24 protein-coding genes are annotated in these 24,900 nt (G+C 29.2%); 15 read left to right on the forward strand and 9 right to left on the reverse strand.

Translation table 11 applies throughout. From position 1 onward, the window contains the following. Positions 1-12 precede the first annotated feature (12 nt). The 14 genes from BSD9I1_RS09475 (at position 13) to BSD9I1_RS09540 (ending at position 15,513) form a co-directional block, all read left to right on the forward strand. The gene (locus BSD9I1_RS09475) at positions 13-177 is read left to right on the forward strand and encodes a DUF4264 family protein (RefSeq protein ID WP_081957109.1); all 165 of its coding nucleotides are present in this window, start codon (positions 13-15) and stop codon (positions 175-177) included. 98 nt (positions 178-275) lie between these two features. After that, entirely contained in the window at positions 276-1,154 is an 879-nt protein-coding gene (locus tag BSD9I1_RS09480; protein WP_035307778.1) for a MurR/RpiR family transcriptional regulator, read from the forward strand. Positions 1,155-1,206: 52 nt separating this feature from the next. Then, positions 1,207-2,430: an NAD(P)/FAD-dependent oxidoreductase gene (locus tag BSD9I1_RS09485; RefSeq protein ID WP_186430138.1), complete on the forward strand. Its 1,224-nt coding sequence runs from the start codon at positions 1,207-1,209 to the stop codon at positions 2,428-2,430. Positions 2,431-2,540: 110 nt separating this feature from the next. Beyond that, complete coding sequence (cmk, locus tag BSD9I1_RS09490; RefSeq protein WP_035307775.1) at positions 2,541-3,209, forward strand: (d)CMP kinase; 669 nt, start codon at positions 2,541-2,543, stop codon at positions 3,207-3,209. Between the two features lie 6 nt (positions 3,210-3,215). Then, complete coding sequence (locus tag BSD9I1_RS09495; protein ID WP_035307773.1) at positions 3,216-4,058, forward strand: 4-hydroxy-3-methylbut-2-enyl diphosphate reductase; 843 nt, start codon at positions 3,216-3,218, stop codon at positions 4,056-4,058. A gap of 232 nt (positions 4,059-4,290) precedes the next feature. Further along, complete coding sequence (gene speD / locus BSD9I1_RS09500; RefSeq protein ID WP_186430139.1) at positions 4,291-4,671, forward strand: adenosylmethionine decarboxylase; 381 nt, start codon at positions 4,291-4,293, stop codon at positions 4,669-4,671. Between the two features lie 90 nt (positions 4,672-4,761). Further along, positions 4,762-5,838 (forward strand): CotS family spore coat protein, encoded by a 1,077-nt coding sequence (locus BSD9I1_RS09505; protein WP_035307770.1) that lies wholly within the window; start codon positions 4,762-4,764, stop codon positions 5,836-5,838. A gap of 54 nt (positions 5,839-5,892) precedes the next feature. Beyond that, entirely contained in the window at positions 5,893-6,759 is an 867-nt protein-coding gene (locus BSD9I1_RS09510; RefSeq protein ID WP_186430140.1) for a GNAT family N-acetyltransferase, read from the forward strand. A gap of 128 nt (positions 6,760-6,887) precedes the next feature. After that, positions 6,888-8,213, forward strand: coding sequence for a tRNA (N6-isopentenyl adenosine(37)-C2)-methylthiotransferase MiaB (gene miaB, locus BSD9I1_RS09515; RefSeq protein ID WP_186430141.1), 1,326 nt, complete (start codon positions 6,888-6,890; stop codon positions 8,211-8,213). A gap of 71 nt (positions 8,214-8,284) precedes the next feature. Next, positions 8,285-10,951 carry a DNA mismatch repair protein MutS gene (mutS, locus tag BSD9I1_RS09520; protein ID WP_186430142.1) on the forward strand — a complete coding sequence of 889 codons (2,667 nt, stop codon included), beginning with the start codon at positions 8,285-8,287 and terminating at the stop codon, positions 10,949-10,951. Then, positions 10,951-12,840 carry a DNA mismatch repair endonuclease MutL gene (gene mutL / locus BSD9I1_RS09525; RefSeq protein ID WP_186430143.1) on the forward strand — a complete coding sequence of 630 codons (1,890 nt, stop codon included), beginning with the start codon at positions 10,951-10,953 and terminating at the stop codon, positions 12,838-12,840. The genes mutS and mutL overlap by 1 nt, the downstream gene beginning before the upstream one ends. Before the next feature lie 14 nt (positions 12,841-12,854). Further along, complete coding sequence (gene miaA / locus BSD9I1_RS09530) at positions 12,855-13,790, forward strand: tRNA (adenosine(37)-N6)-dimethylallyltransferase MiaA (RefSeq protein WP_186430144.1); 936 nt, start codon at positions 12,855-12,857, stop codon at positions 13,788-13,790. 79 nt (positions 13,791-13,869) lie between these two features. Beyond that, positions 13,870-14,121, forward strand: coding sequence for an RNA chaperone Hfq (gene hfq / locus BSD9I1_RS09535; protein ID WP_035307762.1), 252 nt, complete (start codon positions 13,870-13,872; stop codon positions 14,119-14,121). A 111-nt stretch (positions 14,122-14,232) separates the two neighbouring features. Then, a complete protein-coding gene (locus tag BSD9I1_RS09540; RefSeq protein ID WP_186430145.1) occupies positions 14,233-15,513 on the forward strand; it encodes a methionine gamma-lyase family protein in 1,281 nt (426 codons plus the stop codon). Positions 15,514-15,559: 46 nt separating this feature from the next. Here the strand turns inward: BSD9I1_RS09540 and lexA are convergent, their stop codons facing one another. Then, on the reverse strand, positions 15,560-16,159 hold the full coding sequence (gene lexA, locus BSD9I1_RS09545; RefSeq protein ID WP_186430146.1) for a transcriptional repressor LexA: 600 nt from the start codon (positions 16,157-16,159) through the stop codon (positions 15,560-15,562). 358 nt (positions 16,160-16,517) lie between these two features. Here lexA and BSD9I1_RS09550 point away from each other — a divergent pair, with 358 nt between their 5' ends. Beyond that, positions 16,518-16,898 carry a hypothetical protein gene (locus BSD9I1_RS09550; protein WP_186430147.1) on the forward strand — a complete coding sequence of 127 codons (381 nt, stop codon included), beginning with the start codon at positions 16,518-16,520 and terminating at the stop codon, positions 16,896-16,898. Positions 16,899-16,922: 24 nt separating this feature from the next. Here BSD9I1_RS09550 and BSD9I1_RS09555 read toward each other — a convergent pair whose 3' ends face one another. The 8 genes from BSD9I1_RS09555 to BSD9I1_RS09590 all read right to left on the reverse strand — a co-directional run bounded on the left by BSD9I1_RS09555 (position 16,923) and on the right by BSD9I1_RS09590 (position 24,687). Continuing rightward, on the reverse strand, positions 16,923-17,927 hold the full coding sequence (locus BSD9I1_RS09555; RefSeq protein WP_035307749.1) for a tyrosine recombinase XerC: 1,005 nt from the start codon (positions 17,925-17,927) through the stop codon (positions 16,923-16,925). A 147-nt stretch (positions 17,928-18,074) separates the two neighbouring features. Continuing rightward, positions 18,075-18,590, reverse strand: a complete 516-nt coding sequence (locus BSD9I1_RS09560; RefSeq protein ID WP_186430148.1) for a hypothetical protein — start codon at positions 18,588-18,590, stop codon at positions 18,075-18,077. Positions 18,591-19,536: 946 nt separating this feature from the next. Then, positions 19,537-20,265: a GTP pyrophosphokinase family protein gene (locus BSD9I1_RS09565; protein WP_186430149.1), complete on the reverse strand. Its 729-nt coding sequence runs from the start codon at positions 20,263-20,265 to the stop codon at positions 19,537-19,539. Positions 20,266-20,360: 95 nt separating this feature from the next. Further along, complete coding sequence (locus BSD9I1_RS09570) at positions 20,361-21,281, reverse strand: hypothetical protein (RefSeq protein WP_186430150.1); 921 nt, start codon at positions 21,279-21,281, stop codon at positions 20,361-20,363. An 815-nt stretch (positions 21,282-22,096) separates the two neighbouring features. Then, on the reverse strand, positions 22,097-22,573 hold the full coding sequence (locus BSD9I1_RS09575) for a glutathione peroxidase (protein ID WP_186430151.1): 477 nt from the start codon (positions 22,571-22,573) through the stop codon (positions 22,097-22,099). Positions 22,574-22,671: 98 nt separating this feature from the next. Then, a complete protein-coding gene (locus tag BSD9I1_RS09580; RefSeq protein ID WP_035307723.1) occupies positions 22,672-23,106 on the reverse strand; it encodes a MarR family winged helix-turn-helix transcriptional regulator in 435 nt (144 codons plus the stop codon). A 112-nt stretch (positions 23,107-23,218) separates the two neighbouring features. Beyond that, positions 23,219-23,857 (reverse strand): Vat family streptogramin A O-acetyltransferase, encoded by a 639-nt coding sequence (locus BSD9I1_RS09585; protein ID WP_186430152.1) that lies wholly within the window; start codon positions 23,855-23,857, stop codon positions 23,219-23,221. A gap of 74 nt (positions 23,858-23,931) precedes the next feature. Next, positions 23,932-24,687, reverse strand: a complete 756-nt coding sequence (locus BSD9I1_RS09590; RefSeq protein ID WP_035307721.1) for an exodeoxyribonuclease III — start codon at positions 24,685-24,687, stop codon at positions 23,932-23,934. Positions 24,688-24,900 lie beyond the last annotated feature (213 nt).

A 24,900-nucleotide genomic window follows, 5' to 3' on the forward strand; every position in this document is an offset into this window, starting at 1 on the left:
AGGAGGATGCTTATGAAAAATGAATTACAATTAATCGCCGTGAAGGAATTAAATCATTATGATGACATGTATAAAATAGTAGACTTTCTTAATAAAAATTTAAGTAATATGAATTTAGTCTTTGGATTAACAGAAAAAGAAGGTAAAGATATACTCTCCATATATAAAGAATCTTAGCAGAAATTGAAAGATATATTGATTATGTGTTCATTAGATGGTAAAATGAAATAAATGTTGCAATATTTTAGGGGATGTGGAGAAAGGATTGAATTAATATGGATGTTGGAAAACAGGATTTAATGAGAATTATTCAAAGTAGATTCCCAAGACTTAGTAAAGGTCAAAAGCTTATAGCTGAATATATATTAAAACACTATGATAAAGCTGCTTTTATGACTGCTGCAAAACTTGGAGTTAGTGTTGGGGTTAGTGAGTCTACCGTAGTAAGATTTGCCAACGAGTTAGGCTTTAGTGGATATCCAAAACTTCAAAAGGCGCTGCAGGAATTAATTAAGAATAAATTAACTACTGTTCAAAGAATTGAACTTTCTAATGATTTTATAAGTCAAGAATCTGCATTGAAAAGTGTTTTGAAATCAGATATGGAAAATATAAGATCTACTTTAGAAAAAATAAATCATAAAACCTTTGATGATGTAGTAAATAGCATATTTAGAGCCAGAAAGATATATATTGTAGGTCTTAGAAGCTCTACCGCTATGGCTGAATTTTTAGGATTTTACTTAAACCTTATATTAGATAATGTAAAGGTTATTGGCTTTGGAGTTAGTGATATATTTGAACATATGCTAAATATAAATGAAGAAGATTTAGTTATAGGAATTGGGTTCCCAAGATATGCAGCTCGCACTATAGAAGCTTTAGATTATGCAAAAGGTAAATATGCTAATGTGGTAGCTATTACTGATAGTTTATTATCCCCTTTAGCAGCAAGAGCAGATTATACCTTAATTGCTCAAAGCAATATGGCTTCATTTGTAGATTCTCTAGTAGCTCCTCTAAGTGTAATAAATGCACTTATAATTGCAGTAGGCCTTAGAGAAAAGGATAAGATATCTTCTACTTTTGAAAAACTAGAAAAAATTTGGGAAGACTATGAAGTTTATGCTTATAAAGAAAAGAGATCAGAATAAATGAGAGCGAACCTTTAATGGTTCGTTTTCTTAATTATAGGAGGTTTTGCAAGTGTCAAAGGTTATTGTTATAGGTGGTGGGCCTGCAGGTATAATGAGTGCAATTACTGCAGCTGAAAACCATGATGTTATTTTAATAGAAAAGAATGAAAAACTAGGTAAAAAACTTTTCATAACTGGAAAAGGAAGATGTAATGTTACTAATGCTAAGGACATAGGTGAATTTTTTGATTATATTCCTGGTAATCCTGAATTTTTGTATAGTTCACTTTATACATATACAAACGAAAATGTAATGAATTTTTTTCAAAGCCTAGGGGTAAAACTGAAAGTAGAAAGAGGCGATAGAGTTTTTCCTGAATCTGATAAGTCTTCTGACATAATAAGAGGTTTAGAACAAGAACTTATTAAAAGAAATGTTAATGTGAAATTAAATGCTAAGGTGAAGGATGTAATACTAGATGAAGGTAAAATTGCGGAATTAATTTTACAGGATGATTCTCATATTAAAGGTGACTATTTTATATTAGCTACAGGTGGTGCTTCATACCCTCAAACTGGATCAAGCGGCGAAGGATTCAATTTTGCAAAAAAAGCAGGTCATAAGATAGTACCATTGAAGCCTTCATTAGTCCCTATAGAACTTGAAGATGAATGGGTTAAAGAACTTCAGGGATTGTCTCTTAAAAATGTAGAAGTAAAAATTAAAAAAGGTACTAAAGTTGTATATAAAGAGTTTGGAGAAATGTTATTTACTCATTTTGGCATTTCAGGGCCAATAGTGTTAAGCAGCAGTCGGTTTGTGGAATCAAATTCATCTATGCAAGCTGTAATAGATTTAAAACCAGCTTTGTCTGAAGAAGAGCTTGATAAGAGAATACAAAAGGATTTTACTAAATATATAAATAAAGATTTTAAAAATTCCTTAGATGATTTATTACCTAAAAAGTTAATAAGTATAATTATAAAACTATCTTCTATACCCGAAGATAAAAAGGTAAATTCAATAACAAAAGAAGAAAGAAAATCATTAGTTTATTTAATCAAAAATCTAACATCTAACATAAAAGGGTTAAGGCCTTTAGCAGAAGCAATAGTAACTGCTGGAGGAGTAAATGTAAAAGAGATAGACCCTTCTACAATGAAATCTAAATTAGTAGATAACTTATACTTTGCAGGGGAAGTGATAGATGTAGATGCCTATACAGGAGGATATAATATACAAATAGCATTTTCCACAGGCTATTTAGCAGGTAAAATGATAGGTGATAAATAATGTATAGCATGTCTATTACTATAGAATAAAAACGCTTACCTAAATAAAGGAAAATCGTTCTTACTATAGAATATATAAATTAAAAGTAAAAAAAGAAAGGAAGTTTGAAATTGAAAGTAGCTATAGCAATTGATGGTCCTGCAGGGGCAGGGAAGAGTACCATTGCAAAAATACTCGCAACTAAATTTAACTTAATGTATATAGATACAGGTGCAATGTATCGTGCAGTAACTTTACTGGCCAAAACAAATGATATATCTCCAGATAATATATCAGCATTATGTACATTACTTGAAAATACAAACATGCATTTTGAAAATAATAGACTTATCTTAAATAATAATGATGTAAGTGAAGCTATTAGAACTCCAGAAATAAGCAATAGTGTATCCCTATATGCAGCTATTTCAGAGGTAAGAACTCTTTTAGTTAAACAGCAGCAAAAAATGTCTGAAAAGTATGATGTTATCATGGATGGCCGAGACATTGGTACTGTAGTTTTAAAGGATGCTCCTTTTAAGTTTTATCTTGTTGCATCTCCAGAGCTGCGTGCTAAAAGAAGATATGAAGAGCTTTTAGCTAAGAATATAACTGTAAAATATGATGAAATTCTCAGTGATATTATAAAAAGAGATTATATAGATTCTAATAGAGATGTAACTCCTTTAAGAAAAGCAGAAGATGCTATTGAAATAGATACTTCATATTTGACTATAGATGAAGTAGTTGAGAAAATTTCTAATATAATATTAAATACTTTAAAAGATAAAGAAAGGTGATATATTGTGGAAGTTATACTTTCAAAAAACGCAGGCTTTTGCTATGGAGTTAAGAGAGCCGTTGACATGGCCGTAAGTGTTCAAGAAAAATACAATAAAAAAATATATACATTAGGGCCATTAATTCATAATAATGATGTTGTAAGTTACTTAAAAACATTAAATATATTTCCTATAGAAATAGAAGATATAGAAAATTTAAAAAAGGATGATATAGTAATAATACGTTCACATGGTATTCCACTTGAAATATTTAATAAACTCAAGGAAAAAGAAGTTATTACAATAGATGCTACCTGTACATATGTTTCTAATATACAACAGAAGGTAAAAAAGTACTATGATTCTGGATACTCTATATTAATAGTAGGGGATAAAAATCATCCTGAAGTTATAGGTATAAATGGATGGTGTAATAATTCCGCTATAATTACAAATGATAGTGATGAACTACAGCATCTTCCAAGAAAAATATGCGTAGTTTCTCAAACTACTGAAAAACAATCTCGTTGGGAAAATGTACTTGAAAAGGTAGTTAAGTTTAGTAAAGAAATAGTTGCCTTTAATACCATATGCAGCGCCACTGAAGTAAGGCAAAAGGCTGCTTATGATCTATCAGAACATGTAGACTGTATGATAGTAATAGGAGGTAAAAATAGCTCAAATACAACTAAACTATATGAAATATGTACTAAAAACTGCAACAACACAATTCACATAGAAAATTTCAAAGAAATTCCTTTAGAGTTGCTAAATAATAAAAATATAAAAAAAATAGGAATAACCGCTGGTGCATCTACTCCGGATTGGGTTATAAATGAAACTATAAATAAACTAAGTAATAGGTAATATAGTATAATTTTATAAAATGCGTGTATGCTATTATAGTACACGCATTTTATAAGTCAATATAAAAACCATTAAACATAGTAGGAATTAAGAGAAAAATAGAACAATTACTAGTTTAAATGAAAATATTTTATAAAAACAAGGAAATATATTGACATTTCTCGTATATTTGATAAAATTTACTTGTTAATAAATTATAAAATATACTGTATCAAGGAGGAGTTTTTATAGAATGAACACTTTAGGACGCCACATTTTGGCTGAAATATATGGTTGTGATGGTGATATATTAGATAATAAAGAAATGATAGAAAGAATAATGGTAGATTCTGCACTAAAGTCAGGAGCTGAAGTTAGAGAAGTAACATTTCATAAATTTAGTCCAATGGGAGTTAGTGGAGTAGTTATAATATCAGAATCTCACCTTACTATACATACTTGGCCTGAGCTTGGATATGCCGCTGTTGATGTATTTACATGTGGAGACAAGATAAATCCATGGGATGCATGTAACTATATGACTGAAAAATTTCAGGCTAAGAATATGACAGCTACAGAAGTAAAAAGAGGTATATTTGAACAGCCTGTATCCGTTAAGGTTTCCAATATTTAAAAGGTCATCGCTTATAGATGTCCTTTTTTTATTTGTAATAATTTCTCCTATAATTAATATAATTTAATAGATACTAATAGGAGGGTAATTATGGGAGATAGGAAGTTAATACAGTATGTAGATGAACTTACTGATAAAGAAAAATCGATGATAAAAAAAGTTCTAGAAAACTATAATTTCTCCGTAATAGATATTAGCAAAGTAAGAAGCAGCTATAAAATAGATACTAATATAGGAGCTGTATGTTTAAAAAGAGTGAAACATAATAAAACTAAAACTCTTAATAGCAATTATTTAGCTGAAGAATTAAATAAAAATGATTTTCCTTATACATCTAAATTTTTTAGAACAAAAGATAACTATTTATTTGCAGCACATAAAAAAATGTATTTTTATGTTGTTGAATGGATTGATGGAGATGAATGTGACTTAAATGATATAGAGGAAGCATGTAACTGCGTTCGTCTTTTAGCGAGGTTTCATTTATCTAGCCAATATATTGATACAAAAGTACTAAAAATTAAAAACAATTTAAAAAATTGGCCAAGAATATTTAAAAAAAATTTAGGCGATTTGGACAAAATTAAAAAACATATTGAAAAGAAACGATTAAGATCTGAATTTGATAAAGTTTATAAAAGTTACTTAGATAGTTTTTATAATATGGGAAGTATGTGTTTACAAGTTTTGAATACCTCTGATTATTATGCACTATCTAAAAAAGCTAATGAACAAAAATTTGTTTGTCATGATAGTTTTTACTATCAAAATATAATAAAAAAGGACGATACTTATTATATAGTAAATTTAGATAATATATTAATAGATCTTCATATAAACGATTTAAGTAAATTTATACGAAGGCTTATGTTTAAAAAAGAGTATCAGTGGGACTTTGAAAAAGCTAAAACAATGATAGAAGCTTATAATAGTATAAATAAGTTATCTAGATCTGAATTAGAATCTATGCTTTCTATGATTATTTTTCCACATAAATTTTGCAGGTTAGGTAAGAAAAGATATATAAAACATAAGGATTGGAGCGAAAGTAAGTATATTCGTAAACTTAACAAACTTCTTCGATATAACGAGGCTCAACAAAAATTCTTAAATGATTATTTATGTTACTTGGGGAGTTTTGATGACTTTAAGGAAAATATTGACTAAGTTTTTTTAAAGTTTTATACTTATTTATATAATATTAGGCTTATGAGGAATGTTATGTGCAAATATGTTAAGTTAAGTAAGAGTTTAATGCCACAATTTAAAGAATTAAATGCTGCTAGAAAATCATTTAACTCTTTAAACGAAGATTTTTTTCAATATTATAGCACTACAACTTTACCGCAAAAATTATTTTTGCGTAGAAATATAAGCATACTTCAGGATAATAAAAACTTATGCGGATATATTTGGACTTCTATAGATAACAAAAATTTCTATAATATAAGGGCTTTAAGTGTAGATTTATCTAGTAAAAGTGCAGACTATTTAAGACTACTTTTAAAAACTTTAAAGCCAGGTTTTACAGCAGATTTTTTATGTGAAACCAATGAATTCAATATACAACTACTAAAAGAAGCAGGTTTTAGTAAAAAAGTAGGCACAATTGAAATGGGTTTGGATTTAAAAAAGGAAATAAAATCTGTATCAGTAGAAAATATAAGCTTTGAAGTATTTAGAAAAGGATTAGATGAAAAAATAAGATGTGACATTCAAAATGAGGTATTTAAAGATAAAAATAGAGTTCCTATTTCTACAAAGGATATCTACTTTGATGAAAATCAATATTATTATTTTAGTCCCGGTGCTATATTCATAAAAGAGAATAATAAATATATTGGATATGGTCAAGTTATAATAGAAGGAGATATACCTATTATTGTAAATGTAGGTATTTTGCCTGATTATAGAGGTAAGGGTTACGGTAAACTGCTTATAAATTACCTTTTAAAAATAATAGATAATTATAGTTATAATACGGCAACTATAAATGTGGACACAAATAATACCGTTGCATTTAATTTATATAAGGATTGCGGATTTAATGTTTTAAAAGAATATGTGAAATTAGAAATAAAGACATAGTCTCACGCTGTGTCTTTTATTTATTTCTTATAATTCTACAAATTTCAATAAAAAATAGATAAACACTATAAAATATAGTATAATGTTTAATGTTACTTATGAAAACTTTAATATGAGGTGAAATAATTATGGATAATCAAAAATACTTTTATATAGAAACCTGGGGCTGCCAGATGAATGAAGAGGATTCCGAAAAGCTTTCAGGAATGCTAAAAAATATGGGTTATGCTAAAACTGAAGAAAAGAAAAAATCAAGTATTATAATTTTTAATACATGTTGTGTAAGAGAAAACGCAGAACTTAAAGTATATGGTAATCTTGGAGCGTTAAAAGCATTAAAAGAAAAAAATTCTGATTTAATTATTGCTGTATGTGGATGTATGATGCAGCAGGAGGGTATGGCTGAAGCTATAATAAAGAAATATCCTTTTGTAGATATAATATTCGGAACCCATAATGCCCATATGTTCCCTGAGTATTTAAATAGAACAAGACAAGAAAACAAATCAATAATAGAAGTATGGGATAAGGAAAAGGGTATTGTGGAAGGACTTCCTATAGATAGAGAAAGCAATACTAAAGCTTTTGTAACTATTATGTATGGCTGCAATAACTTCTGCACTTACTGTATAGTTCCTTATGTTAGGGGTAGAGAAAGAAGCAGAACTCCTGAAGAAATTGAAAAAGAAATAATGGCTCTTGTTGATAAAGGATATAAAGAAGTAACTCTACTTGGACAAAACGTAAATTCTTATGGAAAAGATTTAGTTCCAAGTCTTAGCTTTGCAAATCTTTTAAAAAAACTTAATAATATAAATGGTATAGAAAGAATAAGATTTATGACTTCTCATCCAAAGGATTTAACTGATGATGTTATAGATGCTGTAGCTGAATGTAGTAAATTATGTGATCACATTCATTTACCTGTCCAATCAGGTTCAAGTAAGATACTAAAAGAAATGAATAGAAAATATACAAGAGAAGAGTATTTAAATTTAGTAAATAAAATAAAGGCAAAAATTCCTGGAGTAGCTTTAACTACAGATATAATAGTTGGTTTCCCTGGAGAAACAGAAGAAGATTTTAGCGAGACTCTAAGCTTAGTTAGCGAAGTAGAGTATGATTCTGCTTTCACTTTCCTTTATTCTACAAGAAGAGGAACTCCTGCTTGTGAATTTGAAACTCAGGTAAGCGAAGAAGTTAAGCGCGAAAGATTTAATAGATTAGTAGAAGAAGTAAATAAAGCCTGCGCAAAGAAAAACAAGGAATATGAAGGCCGTACAGTGAAAGTTTTAGTAGAAGGTACAAGTAAAAGTGATGATGAAAAGCTTATGGGAAGAACTGAAACAAGTAAACTTGTAAACTTTGCTGGAAATAAAGATAATATAGGTAAAATAGTTACTGTAAAAATAACTAAAGCACAAACTTTTTCACTATTAGGCGAAGAAATATAAATTTGAAAGAGCATATAATGCACTAGTACGGCATTATATGCCTTTCATACTATTAAGGAGGTTTTGTAAAATTGGCACTCACTCCAATGATGCAGCAATATCTTGAAATAAAAGAAAAATGTAAAGATTGTATATTATTTTTTAGATTAGGAGACTTTTACGAAATGTTCTTTGAAGATGCTGAAGTTGCATCTAAAGAATTAGAGTTAGTTCTTACAGGCAGAGATTGTGGTCTTGATAAAAGAGCTCCTATGTGTGGAATTCCTTATCACTCAGCAAGCTCCTATATAAGCAGACTTATATCTAAAGGTTATAGAGTGGCAATAGGTGAACAATTGGAAGATCCTTCAGTTGCCAAAGGAATTGTAAAAAGAGATATAACAAAAATAATAACTCCAGGTACATATACAGATTCCTCATTTCTAGAAGAAAATAAAAATAACTTTATAATGAGTATACATACTGATAAGGACAATGCAGGACTAAGTTTTTGTGATGTTTCTACTGGTGAATTTATCTCTACTTATACTAAAATGGAAATTTCAGTAATATTGAATGAAATTTCTAAATTTAATCCTAGCGAAATATTGGTAAATAGTAATATAAGTGAAAGCTTTACTTTAGAAATTAAAGAAAGATTTAAAACTTCTCTTACTTTTATAGATGATACATATTATAACAATGAAAATGCGCTTAAAGAGCAATTTTTAGATTTTAATCCTGCTTCCTTTAGTAAATGTGTAATAAAAAGCAGCGCGGCACTGCTTACGTATATAATCGAAACCCAAAACACCTCTCTTTCTCACATAGATAAATTTGAATATTATCATATATTGGACTTTTTATCTATGGATATTAATTCACGAAAAAATCTTGAGCTTACGGAAACTTTAAGAGAAAAAAGTAAAAAAGGATCTCTTTTATGGGTATTAGATAAAACCAGTACATCTATGGGAGGGAGACAACTAAGAAAGTGGGTTGAGCAGCCGCTTGTAAATAAGGAATTAATAAATAATAGATTAGATGCAATACAAGACATTATATCTAATATTTCTCTTCATGAAGATATAAAAGAATCTTTAAAAAGCATATACGACATAGAGAGAATAGTTGGGAAGATATCTTCTAAAAATGTAAATGCAAAAGAACTTATAGCACTTAAAAATTCCATTGGAAATATCCCTGCTATAAAGCAAATACTTAGTAGCTTTAATAGTGGTCTATTAAAAGATATGTACTTAAATATTGATGAATTAAGTGATATTTATAATTTACTAGAAGAATCAATCGTAGATAATCCATCTTTATCCATAAAAGAAGGAAATATAATAAAATCAGGATATAATAATGATATAGACAGCTTAAGAGATGCTAAGGCCCATGGTAAGGAGTGGATTTCTAAGCTTGAGGCACAGGAAAAGGATTTTACAGGTATAAAGTCTTTAAAAGTAGGATATAATAAAGTTTTTGGTTACTTTATAGAAATAACCAAAAGTAATATTGCTTCAATCCCAGAAGGACGTTACATACGAAAACAAACCTTATCAAATGCGGAAAGATATATTACTCCTGAACTAAAAGAAATGGAAGAAAAGATCTTAGGAGCAGAGGAAAAATTAACTGCTTTAGAATATGATATATTTTTACAAATAAGAAGTACTATCGAAAATGAAATAGATAGAATGAAAAAATCCGGCCATATAATTTCAGAACTAGATTGTTTAAGTTCATTAGCTACTGTGGCATTGGAAAATAATTACTGCAAACCTTCTATATCTGATGATAATGCTTTATCCATTACAGAAGGCCGTCATCCTGTAGTAGAAAAGATGATACCTACGGGATGCTTTATATCCAATGATACACTTATGGATACAAAAGAAAACCAAATGATTTTGATTACAGGCCCTAATATGGCTGGAAAATCAACTTATATGAGGCAAGTTGCCCTTATTACTATTATGGCTCAAATAGGAAGCTTTGTTCCTGCAAAATCAGCTAAAATATCAATATGTGATAAAATATTTACAAGAATAGGTGCATCAGATGATTTAGCAGCAGGTAAAAGTACATTTATGGTTGAAATGTGGGAAGTTGCAAATATACTTCAAAATGCCACTAATAAGAGCTTAGTGCTATTAGATGAAGTTGGAAGGGGTACCAGCACCTTTGATGGATTAAGCATCGCTTGGTCTGTTATAGAGCATATGTGTGGAGATGAAGATTTAAAATGCAAAACGCTATTTGCTACTCATTATCACGAACTAATAGTATTGGAAAATAAGCTTAAGGGCGTTAAAAACTTTTCAGTTTCTATTAAAAAAATAGATAATGAATTAGTATTTCTAAGAAAAATAGTACAGGGCGGTGCTGATGAGTCTTACGGAATAGAAGTTGCAAAGCTTGCTGGCTTACCTGACAAAGTTATAGAAAGAGCTAAAGAAATACTTAATACAATTGAAAAAAATAAAAATGTTGTAACAAATATAGATGAACTATCATGCAATACATCTGAAGTTGCAATAAGTAAAACTTTAAGCGAGCCAAAAACCAATGCTATACCTTCTAAAAATCATGAAATTAAAGAGGAAAGCCTGCAATTAAACTTTACTGACATTGAAAAAAATAATCTTTTAGATGAGATTGCATCCATAGACATCATGAATGTAACGCCTATAGAAGGATTTAATAAACTTTATGAAATAATTAGAAAAGCTAAAACTATCTCAAAGGTGTGATGAGTTTGGTTAGAATAAATGTATTAGATAAAAATACTTCTAATAAAATAGCTGCTGGCGAAGTGGTAGAAAGACCTTTTTCCGTTGTAAAGGAGCTTTTAGAAAATAGCTTGGATGCTGGTGCTAAAAACATTGTTATGGAAATAATAGAAGGTGGCCAAAAGCTTATAAAAATCACAGATGATGGAGTAGGTATACATCCTGATGATATAGAAAAGGCATTTTTACCACATGCAACAAGCAAAATTTCGAGTATTGATGATATATTCAAATTGAGTACCATGGGTTTTAGAGGAGAAGCGCTAGCTAGCATCTCCTCAGTATCTAAGGTTACTCTCAAAAGCAAAATTAAAGATTTGGATTTTGGCAGGGAAATTCATATTGAAGGTGGTAACATACATTACCTAAAAGATACAGGAAGTAACAATGGTACAACAATTGAAGTACAGGATTTGTTTTATAATGTACCTGCAAGACTTAAATTTTTAAAATCTTCTTCTCGTGAAGCATCATTAATATCTGATATTGTACAAAGACTGGCACTTGCTCATCCAGATGTATCTTTTAAACTAATAAATAACGAAAAAGCAGTGCTTCATTCTTTTGGGACAGGAGATATAAAAGACGTTATTCGAAATGTATATGGAAAAACCGTTTTAGAAAATGTGATATATTTTGAGTCGCATAAGGATATAATTTCTGTACATGGTTTTATAGGAAATAGCGAAATAAGTCGCGGTAGCAGAAACCATCAAAGCATATTTGTAAATAAAAGATATATAAAGAGCAGGCTTATTACTACAGCTGTAGAAAATGCCTTTAAATCCTTCTTAACTATAAATAAATATCCCTTCTTTATATTATTTATAGATATATTTCCAGAGTATGTGGATGTAAATGTACATCCTACTAAAACTGAAGTTAAATTTAAAGATGAACGTGAATTATTTGGAACTGTATTTCATTCTGTTCATGAAGCAATAAAAAATAGTGTTATAAATTCATTTAATATAGAAGAGGAAGTAAAAGAAGCAGAAAAAGAAATTAAGTCTATAGAAACATTGCAGCTACCTATAGATTTTCTAAATTCCTCAAATTCAGTTGTATCATCTGGAAACTTCAGTGAAAAAACCAATGTGAAAACTAACGATATTAATATAAACTCAAATTTAAACAATGAATATACTTCAGAACATAAAGTTATAATTACTGAGACTCATAATGATAACTTTGAAGAAAAGCCATCATTATATATAAAGGAAGATCCAGCTAAAAAAGAACAAATTCTAGAAGCCCAAAAGCTTGCAAAATTACCAGAAATAAATATAATAGGTCAGTTTAATAAAACTTATATATTAGGGGAGATGAGTGACGATCTTTATATAATAGACCAACATGCAGCTCATGAAAAGATATTATTTGAAACATATTCTAAAAATATATCACAGCAGGAAGTGATTTCTCAGCTACTCATAAGCCCAGTTATAATAGAACTTCTACCTGAAGACTACTGCTATTATATGGAAAATAAAGATATATTTAATAAAGCAGGGTTTAATATTGAGATTTTTGGAGAAAATACTATAAGTATACGAGAAGTTCCTTTAATACTCGGAAAACCTGAGATAAATAAATTGTTTTTGGAAATATTAGATAATCTTAAAAATATGGGAAGCGGTAATACACCTGATGTTAAATATAATACCATAGCAAAGCTTGCTTGTAAGTCTGCAGTAAAGGCAAATAATAAGTTATCTCTTGAGGAAATGAAATCCTTAATAAATGAACTTAGGTTTATCGACAATCCATTTACCTGTCCTCATGGTAGACCTACTATAATTAAACTAACCTTATATGAATTAGAAAAAAGATTTAAAAGAGTTCAGTAGAAAGGGAGATAATTTTGAAAAAGGATTTATTTATACTAGCAGGCCCTACTGGTGTTGGAAAAACCGATATATCTATTAAGCTTGCAAAAAAATTAAATGGCGAAATAATATCAGCTGATTCTATGCAAATATATAAGTACATGAATATAGGTTCTGCTAAAATTACTAATGAGGAAATGAATAATATTAATCACTATTTAATTGACATAGTAGAGCCACATGAAAGTTTTAATGTAGCCCAGTTTAAAGAAGTAGCTGAAGAGTGTATAAACAAGATACATAGTGAAAAAAAGCTGCCAATGGTAGTTGGTGGAACTGGATTATATATAAACTCACTTATATATGACTATAATTTTACGGAAGCAGATAAAGATGAAGAATATAGAGTATATCTAGAAAACCTTGCAGCAGAAAAAGGAAATGATTATGTCCATGAAATGCTTAAGGATATAGATAGTGAATCTTATAATAAAATACATGCTAATAATCTAAAAAGAGTGATAAGAGCATTGGAAGTATATAAATTAACCGGAAAAACCATAGGAGAATATAGTATGGATAAAGAATGTTATGAAATCCCGTATAACCTTCATTATTTTGTACTTACTATGGACAGAGAAAAGCTTTATAACAGGATAGATAAAAGAGTAGACATCATGCTTGAAAAGGGTCTTATAGATGAAGTAGAGCGCTTAAGAGCTATGGGGTATACAGAAGAAATGCAATCTATGCAGGGAATAGGATATAAGGAAATTCTTTATTACTTAGAAGGTAAGATATCCTTAGATGAAACTATTTATTTAATTAAAAAGGGTAGTAGAAATTATGCTAAGAGGCAGCTAACTTGGTTTAGACGCGAGAAACATGCTCATTGGATAAATAAAGATGATTTTTCTAGCGAAAATGATATAGTAAATGAAATTTTAGGTCAAGTAAATGGCAGTGCTTAGTATTTTTCATGAAAAATTAAAGGATTTTAGTATATCATATAGAATAATAATATATAAGCTATAATGGAGGGTGAGTTATATGAATAAAACAGTGAACAATTTGCAAGATATATTTTTAAATGGTGCAAGAAAAAATAAAACTGATGTTACTATACATCTTGTAAATGGATTCAAACTAACTGGTTATGTAAAGGGATTTGATAGCTTTACGGTTATATTAGATTGTTTAGGAAAGCAAATGCTTGTTTATAAACATGCCATTTCAACTATAACTCCAGCGAAAGCAATTTTATTTACACCTAATCCTCAAGATACGCAATTTAATGGCTAAGGAAATAATAGGCAAAATTTTTGCCTATTATTTTTTTATGTGGTAATATATTAAGTTGTATGTATTTTAAAAACTATATTATGAATTGTTAGGTTGGAGGATGTAATTATAATGATTAAATTAACTAAAGATTATCTTAAGAATGTCTATCACATAAAAGATAATGTACTAGATTTATATGAAAAAGCTCTAAAAGATGTAGAAGAAGAGTTTAAAAGGTATGATGAAATAAGGGAATTCAACCAATTAAAGGTCTTAAATGCGCTTCAAGAAGAAAGAATAAGCGAGTCTCACTTTACTAATTCCACGGGATATGGTTATGGAGATATCGGAAGGGATTCTTTAGATAAAGTATATGCAAGAATATTTAATACAGAAAGCGCACTAGTGAGACCTCATTTTGTAAATGGAACTCATGCCATTGGTGCAGCACTATTTGGGAATTTAAGACCTGGTGATACTATGTTATCAATAGTAGGTTCTCCTTATGATACATTACACGGAATCATTGGAATTGGAGAGCAAAAGAACATAGGTTCACTTAAGGAATACGGAGTAAATTACAAACAAATAGACTTAGATAATGGGAAAGTAAATTTAAAAGAAGTAGAAGCAGCATTAAAAGAAGATAACTCTATAAAAATCGTACATATTCAAAGATCTACTGGCTATGGTTGGAGAAATTCATTACTTGTATCTGAAATAAGCGAGATTATAAAATTTATTAAAAACATAAGAGAAGATGTTATTTGTTTTGTGGACAATTGTTATGGAGAATTCATAGATACTCTAGAACCTACGGATGTAGGTGCAGATTTAGTAGCAGGGTCCCTTATTAAAAACATAGGGGGAGGAATTGCTCCTACAGGAGGATACATAGCAGGTAAAGAAGAGTATGTAACTCAAGCCTCATATAGGCTTACAATTCCGGGAATAGGTGGAGAATGCGGTTCTACCTTTGGTGTGATGAGAACTTTATTCCAAGGACTTTTCTTAGCACCTCATATTGCTATGGAAGCGGTAAAAGGAGCTATATTTTGTTCAAGAATAATGGAGCTTGCCGGCTTTGAGGTACTTCCAAAGTTTAATGAAAAAAGAAGTGATATTATTCAAGCAATCAAGTTTAACGATAAAGAAAAGCTTATAAATTTTTGCAAGGGTATTCAGCTAGGTTCTCCTATAGACTCCTTTGTACAATGCGAACCATGGGATATGCCAGGATATGAAGATCAAGTTATAATGGCCGCTGGAGCCTTTATACAAGGATCATCTATAGAGCTTTCAGCTGATGCTCCAATTCGAGAGCCTTATATAGCATACCTCCAAGGTGGTCTTACTTTTGATCATGCAAAAACTGGAATAATCATAGCTCTTAATAAAATATTAAACTAGAAACTTAATATATAAATAAAAAACCAAGCATGATGTTATGCTTGGTTTAATATTTTCTATAAAGTCCTATAAGTTTCCCTATAATGGTACATTCTTTTACTATTATAGGCTCCATAGTCTTATTTTCAGGTTGTAGTCTTATGAAATCACTTTCTTTGAAAAATCTTTTTATAGTAGCTTCATTTTCGATAAGCGCTACTACAATGTCTCCATTTTCAGCTGAATTAGTTTTTTCTATTATAACTAAATCCTCATTCATTATTCCTACATCAATCATGCTTTCTCCATGAACTTTAAGCATAAACAATTCTTTATTGCTTCTTATAAAGTTAACAGGCAAAGCAAAGGTATCTTCTATATTTTCAACTGCTAGTATAGGCACGCCTGCAGTAACTGTACCTATTACAGGAATACTAACTAGCTCTCTTTTAAATGATTCATCCATAACTTCAATAGCACGAGGTTTTGTAGGATCCCTTTTTATAAGACCTTTTTTTTCTAATCTTTGAAGATGACCGTGAACAGTGGAAGTGGATTTAAGGCCTACTGCATTACAAATTTCTCTTACGGAAGGTGGGTAACCCTTATCATGTATTTGCTGCTTTATATATTCGTATATTTCCTTTTGCTTATCCTGCCTAGACATAAGAACACCTCTTACATATAATTTTAATAAAATTATATCATAATATAAACAAAATATCAAACTTATGTTCTCGAAACTTGTGTTCTCATATGCTATAATTTCTAATAAAATTAGTTTTTATGAATACTTTCATTGAATATAGAATCATAATTTGTTATAATAGAATATTGTAAATAAAACTTAAATATCAAGTGATTCTTAGACTCAGGTGGAGTTTACTTATGAAGAATACTTATCTCCAGCTGAGTCTTAGAAAAACTTATCCAAGGGCGTATCATCCGTTACCTCCAACCTAAAAGGATGGAGGTATTACGGATGGTTGCCATCGAACAAATTTATTAGAAAAAGAGGGGTATATATGGCTAGATATACATATTGTATTTTTGAGGAAACCAAATCTTGTAATGACTGTGGAAAATGTGATATATGCGATTTAAATCCAAATAAAATATGTAATAATTGCGGGAAATGTTTAGAAAAAGATGGTTTTGATATGCGTTCTGTAACTATAGATGGCATAGCACAAGAAGAAGAAGATATCACAGATTTTGACATGCCAGATTCAACCGAGGACTCTTTTGTAGGGGATGACGACTATGATTCAACTGATAACACCGAAAAGATAGAGCTTATAGATGATATAGAAGGACTAAGAGATCTTTTAGATGACGAAGAAAAGGCTTCTCAATATATATCTGAAGAATACCCAGGTCTTATAAGACTTAGAAAGAGAAACTAATAGGTTAGGGGAGAGGTATGAGGATTATTCCTCATACTCATCACTTAATGGATTTGATTTAACAGCTTCCCTTAATCTTTCATTATCTACATGCGTATAAATTTGAGTAGTGGAAATATTCTCATGGCCTAATATCTGCTGAAGACTTCTTATATCTACATTGCCATGTTTATACATAAGCGTAGCAGCTGTATGCCTCAATTTGTGAGGGGTGTATTTATCCGTATCCAAACCAGCTTTTCCTATATATTTTTTCACCATTACTTCTATGGAACGTTTGCTTATTCCTTTTTTATCCTTATTTAAAAACAATATATCCCTATGTTCAGGTGGAATCTTATCTAGGTACTCATTTCTAATTTTCAAATAATTATCAATTGCTTTCATGCACGCTTTATTTAAATAAACCGTTCTTTCCTTATTTCCTTTACCGATAATAGTTAATATATCACCTTTTATTTTAGAAATGTTTATACTGCAAAGTTCCGATATTCTTAATCCACAATTTAGAAATAAGGTAATTACACAATAATCTCTTGCTTGATTAGAACCATCTATAACACTTAATAGTTTTTTGCTTTCTTCTAATGTCAAATATGCTGGATTTCTCTTATCTATTTTGGGTTTCTCTAATTCTAAGGCTAAATTTTCGTCTAAAATTTTAGCTTTACCATGTAAATATTTGAAAAACGATCTTAATGTAGCTACTTTTCTAGCTCTTGCATAAGCGCTATTATCTCTGTATTTTTCTAAGAAAGACATGAATGCATATAAATCAGTCAACTTTATGTTTCTTAAAAAATCATTATCAATATCATTTATAGTTATTTCTTCAAATTCCATAGAATCATCTTTATGTATTCCCTTATATAATTTCAAAAATCTAAAAAACATAGTTAAGTCAACTTTATATCCCTTTATAGTATTAGGGGATTTTCCTTTTATAGTTTCTAGATAATTTAAAAAATCCACCATACATTCTGGTAAGGTATTGCTATTTTCTCTTATTGATCCAAAATCTAATTTCATGTTTATTTTATACTCCTTTTATACTCCTTTTATACTACATATTAACTTTGGCATATTAAGTTATATTAATTTTTCTCAGTATACTAGAGTACACTAATGATTTTAAGTATACTAATATCAAAATTATATATAACACCACTTATACAGTTAATCCGTTATAATTTTCATCAAATTTTCAATCTTTCTCTCCAATTCTTTGGAATAATTTAATTTAATATTATCTTCATCTATTATTTTATAATCATTGAGCACTTGAATTAATAAGTCATCAATTTTGCTTCTAACATATTCCTTTGATAACGAACGAGGCGATTCTCCGAATAAAAGTTTATTTTTAGGTGTTTTATTAACAGTTTTTTCACCTCTTCCTTTTGGAGATCGATTAATTCCAAGTTCTTTTAACCATACTTGTATAGTTCTTATACTTACATCGTATATTTTGGATATATCTATAGTACTCATATTTTTCTTAATCATAAGTATGTATAAGTCCCTTATGATATATTTATAACCTCTGTCAATATTTAGAGATTCGTAATGATTATAAATTTTTTCGAGTTCATGATTATCTTTAGAATCAAGTATAGCAGAGGAGAGTGTATTTTTAATTTCATCAGTATATTTAAAGTTCTTATACTTGTATGTTATAGTTCGACCACGCATATATTACAAGACCTCCTAAAATCGTTATAATCATTGATTTTACTGACTTATATGTATTCGCATTAAAATTATAACGCAGTTTAATAAATGTATATTTAGCGAATATGCATATTCTATAAAAGAGGGGGAAATCCTTATTTTTTGACTTTTTTCTTATCCCCATTTATACAAAATTTTAAGTAAATATTTAAGCCTAATAATACAAATTCACATTTAAAAAAATTTAAAATTTATTTTTTGCTCAAAATTCATGTATAGATATATGGAATTATTGGTATAATATATAATAATAATTGAATAAATTTTTATTAAAATTCCCCTTCTCTTTTCAATTTCTATATCAATTGATATAGATTATCATTTGGAAGGGTGTACATCTGTATTAGCTGTTATAATAATAAAATGTATACAGATTATAAAAGTTACTAGTTTTTATTAGCCAATTTCCAAGAGATTAGCTAGAGAATAGATCGAGGCTAAAATTACTAACCATATATATTCATGATATTCATGCATTGTTGATTCTGTATGAAAAACTAATCCGGAATCATTATATTCTCGTTTTGCAACAGAAGAACATATGTTCTTTGCCCTGATAAATCTAACACATATACAATTATAATAGTTTCTTTATTACTGTTTACTATTGTATCTTGATTCCAATGATATAAAATTTCTTTTATATCGTGTATATCGTGCATTTTAAAGGCTTAGATACCAATTCGTTGCTTCTATGCATTGCCTAAAAACATTAAAAATGTAGTAATATTTTATTTTAAATTCTTCATATAATTCTCTTAATTCTCTTCTTTTGCATTATAATGCCATTTTTGCGCTCGAAGAACATATGTTCGTTAATCCAAAATACTTCCGGTTTATATGTTATTAATACTATAAACTGAATTTAATTACTGATATTCGGCGTTATTACCCTCTTTACTCTTTATTAAAGACGCAAAAGGTCATCTGGAAGGTAGAAACTCTGGTTATTAACAAATATCTCTTGTATCTCATGATCTGAGCTATCAAATTCTTTGAACTTATTTACCTCTTTATTTATCCTTTCCATTTTTTTATCTAATTGAGCAACAGTATCTGCAGCTTCCTTAAGTCCTTCTATTAACTGTTGCGGAACATCTTTATTGTATTTATAATAAATTTTGTGCTCTAAACTGGCCCAAAAATCCATCCCAATGGTTCTAATTTGAACTTCCACACAAACATCTTCAGTTCTATCAGACATAAAAACAGGTACTTGTAAAATCAAATGTAAACTTTGATATCCATTTGGTTTTGGATTTTTTATATAATCCTTGCATTCAATTGTTTTTATATCCTTTTGATTTTGCAGCATCTCACTAATCTTATAAATATCAGAGGAAAATGAGCATACTATGCGAATTCCAGCAATATCTTTGATATTTTCTTTTATAGAAGGTAGCGATAGCTCATATCCTTTTCTGTAGATTTTTCTCAAAATGCTTTCTGGACTCTTGATTCTAGATTTCACATGTTCAATAGGATTATAATCATGAATGTATTGAAATTCTTGCTTTAAAATATCAATTTTAGTATTTAATTCATCCAAACCAAATTTATAATACATTAGAAACCTTGTAAACTCCGCTTTAGATGCCTTTAATTGCTTTAAACCTGCCGTCGTATTTGCCCCCATTTTACACTTGCTCCCTTTCTTAATCAATATCTATACATAAGCTCACATCAGCCCATTTTCTTGTGAATAATAGGCCTTCGGAAAGTCCCTTCAACTTATTTCGAACGTATAAGTAACTCATTATATTTATTTTTCATTTCCGCTAACTCTACTTTAGCTTCAGCCAGGGAAAGCTTTCTTTCCGCTTCCATTTTTATTATAATTCCATCTCTAACTTCTTCTATTTCCTTTGTTTTAGCATCATCATAGGACTTAATTTTATCATTTAATTGAGAAATAATAGATCCATACCTTTCCTCCATAGCAGAAATCTCAGCTTTTTTTAATACCTCTATATTATTTATAGTGGATTGGAAATTTACATTTACAACTTCAAGCGATTTGATTTTAATTTCATTACTAGATACTTGTTCTAATAGCTTTTTATTCTCCAATTGTAGTTTAGTATTTTCTTTTTCCAAAGCACTATTTTGTCTTTCTAGTTCCTTATTTTTTCTATATTGCTCCTTTATCAAGTCTTCATGCTCTTTAATTTCAATGTTTTTCTTCTCAATTACACCATTTAATTCAGCTATTTTAGAATCTAATCCATTTTTAACATCATCAAATATTTGATTAGTACGCTCCAGTTCTAAGTTTCTTTTTCTAACCTCTTCAATTTTCTTTGAAAGCGTATCCAGCTCAAGATTTAAGTTCTTTTCTGTTTGCTCTGAATTTGATTTAAATGTCATAACTGTATTTTGCGCCTTTTCAGTGATACTTTTAATATGAGATAGCACATTATTTAAATCAGAAGATATTAAACTTAACTCACTTTCATAACTTATAGCTTCTTCTTTCTTTTTCTTTTCCTCACCATTGATAAAATTCCAAAACATATATTCAAACATCTCAGTTTGGCTTAATTTTTTATCAGCAGCCATCTTTTTAAATTCACTTTCTACATAATCATCAGGCCTAATTGCTCCAAGTCCAGCTTTTTGTTTCTTTGGTTCATTATATTGTTCTTTTATCATATATACTTCACTCCTATTATATCATTATTTATATTATATCAGTGAATTTCATAATAGTATATGGCTTTTCTCGTTAGTATCTTAAAATTAGATAGTATATCATTATATACTATCTAATTTTAAGCTTATTTACTATACATAATAGTATGCTACTTATTTAACCAGCAATATTTAAGAAACCTTTAAAGAGTTATAAGTCTCGATAGGTCAAAACAAATCATGTGGAATATTTATAGAAACGTAAATAGTTTATAAAAGTCTACATAAATAAAAGAATGCCTATTAGGGATTATTAAGAAATTAAAGCAATGTAATGTATAGCAATTATATGGTCTATTTATTATAAATTTGCAATAGATAGAGTTTCTTTCTTTTATTACAGAACAAGACCAGCAAATTAATTTGCTGGTCTTCAGATTGATTGTATATTATACATATATAATTTGTATAAAAGTAATATTAATATTTTTTATATTAGATTTATATTTAAGCTAGCTCTTTTAATAATCTTAGTATTAATCTTTCTTGTGTGTCTTTTTCTTATGTTTAGTTCCAGCATTATTTTCCTTCTTTTCTTTTTCTTGTTGACTAGCAACAGAAGCGTCGTGTTTTTCACCCATAGTATTTATTCCTCCTTTATAGAAATTTATTCAGAGTATTACTCTACTATTCTGTGCTAAATTATACATCTTCATTCATAGTTGCATTATGCCAAATCCTGCCGTGTTACTATGTCTAAATAATAGGATCTGTAGAAGTAATATGACCAAAGTCTATACCCATAGGTAAAGATTTTGGTCATATTTTTAATAATTCTACTTTAACAGCTTTTCTATATCACTCTTAAGCTTTAATGGTGATGTTGTAGGAGCATATCTTTTTATTACATTTCCATTAGTATCTATTAAAAACTTTGTAAAGTTCCATTTTATTTCCTTGCTGAATACTCCTTTTGATTCGTTCTTTAAATATTTATATAAAGGGTGAGCATTTTCTCCATTCACATCTATTTTTTCAAACATCTTAAATGTAACTCCGTAATTCAATTGACAAAACTCATTTATTTCATCGTTGCTGCCTGAATCTTGATTTGCAAATTGGTTACAAGGGAATCCTAGTATCTCAAGACCGCTATCTTTATATTCTTGGTACAGTTCCTCTAAACCTTTAAACTGAGGAGTTAATCCACATTTACTTGCTGTGTTAACAATTAAAACCACCTTTCCCTTGTAATTGTTCATGTTTACTTCCTTACCATTCATACCTTTTGCTGAAAAATCATAAAAACTCATATCTTAGTTCTCCTCTCAATTTTAACTAGTTTGTATAAATTTAATTTGATAAAATCAATTATTTTAAAAATATGGTTGAACTCCGTGAGGAATTCAACTTATTCTTCTGATACATTAAGTAACTCATCTAAGTACTTTTTTAACATAATAAGCGTTTCTTCATTGCCTTTAAATTTACAGAACATTTTATCTGGTACTTCAAGTATATCTTCTTTTAGTACTCTTCCTTCTTCTGTTAATTCTACTATTACAACTCTATCATCTTCCTTACTTCTGTATTTAATAATCAATCCCATAGACTCTAATTTCTTTATTACAGGAGTAAGGGTTCCTGAATCTAAATGTAACCTTTTCCCTAATTCTTTAAATATAATCTTTTCTTCTTCCCATATAACTAGCATAGTTATATACTGGGTATATGTTAAATTGTATTTATCAAGTATTGGCTTATATAGCTTTATAATTTCTCTTGATAAAGCATATAGCGGAAAACATATTTGATTTTCTAATTTAATTTTATCATACTTATCCATTTTATTTACCCCGTAACACGATTTATACCAATTTAATTTAATACAATCAAACTTTAATTTTATTATATTATATACTTTTTATATTGTCAACATTAGCATGCTTCCAATATCCTTATTTAATACTTTTGATCCTATCTAAATCAGAGCTGCAAAGTATTTCAAGATTAGAGAAAATTTTTTCAGCTGACCAATCCCACCATTTTAAATCTAATAGATATTGAATTAAATCATCATCAAAACGTTTTTTAATAATTTTAATAGGATTGCCACCGGCAATATGGTATGGGGGAATATCTTTTGCAACTACTGAATTTGCCGCAATAATTGCACCATCACCTATGTGAATTCCCGGCATAACAGTAACGTTTTGACCAATCCAAACATCATTACCAACAACAGTATCTCCCTTAAACGGTAAATCCTTAAGGGACGGCATTGCCTTTTCCCAACCGCTTCCCATGATATTAAAGGGATAGGTTGTCACAGAGTTCATTCGATGGTTTGCACCATTCATAATAAATTCTATTCCCTTTGCAATTGCACAAAACTTGCCGATAATAAGCTTATCACCAATAAAATCATAGTGATGTGTAACATGCTTTTCAAAGTATTCAGCGCCATTGATATCATCATAGTAAGTATAGTCTCCAACTTTAATATTGGGGTTTTTTATAACATTCTTGATATAGCAAATTTGCTTTATGTTTTCATTTGGATAAATGCTATCTGGATTTGGTCCTATTTTATTCATAAATTACACCTCATTAGTTCACATAATTATATTATCTTTTATTCTTTAATATATATTCTTTAATATATATTCTTTTAAAATTCTATTTCACACTCTACTGGACAATGATCAGATCCCATTATATTGCTATGTATTGATGCAGAAACAAGTTTTTCATCTAGTCTTTTAGAAGTGCAGAAATAATCAATACGCCATCCAGCATTCTTTTCTCTAGCTTTAAATCTATAAGACCACCAAGAATAAGCACCTTCCTTATCCGGATAAAAATATCTAAATGTATCTGTAAAACCCGCTTCTAAAAATCTACTAAACTTTGATCTTTCTTCATCTGTAAAACCAGCATTATTACGATTTGTTTTTGGATTCTTCAAATCAATTTCTTTATGTGCAACATTCAAATCCCCACACACTATAACAGGCTTATTCTTATCTAAGGCTAATAAATACTCTCTAAAATCATCTTCCCATTTCATACGATAGTCTAGCCTTGCTAATTCACTTTGAGAATTGGGTGTATACACTGTAACAATATAGAACTTGTCATACTCTAGTGTAATTACGCGCCCTTCCTTGTCATGTTCTTCAATTCCTATTCCATAGGATGCAGATAATGGAGTATGTTTCGTGAAAATTGCTGTGCCAGAGTACCCCTTCTTCTCAGCATAATTCCAATACTGTTCATATCCATCAAATGAAAGCTGTATCTGTCCTTCTTGTAATTTACTTTCCTGAATACAAAAGAAATCCGCATCTGCCTTCTTAAAAAAATCTTCAAATCCCTTTTGTACACAAGCACGTAACCCATTTACATTCCATGAGATAAATTTCATATTCTTATCCTCCAATTTCTTAATATCTATTTTACTACTATAATACAGAATTCTTATATAAATTCAAATGACTCCGCTGCTATTTTTATAAATAACGAATGTATGTTCTTTTGCCCTAAAATGGCCATTTTTATAAATTGTATCAAATAGATTATATCATTTAACACCGTAAAATCAAATGAAGTGCATTAATTGGTAATTTGGTAATAACGT

Origin of the sequence: Clostridium sp. BSD9I1 (assembly GCF_900185645.1) — a bacterium.
Lineage (GTDB): Bacteria > Bacillota > Clostridia > Clostridiales > Clostridiaceae > Clostridium_AK.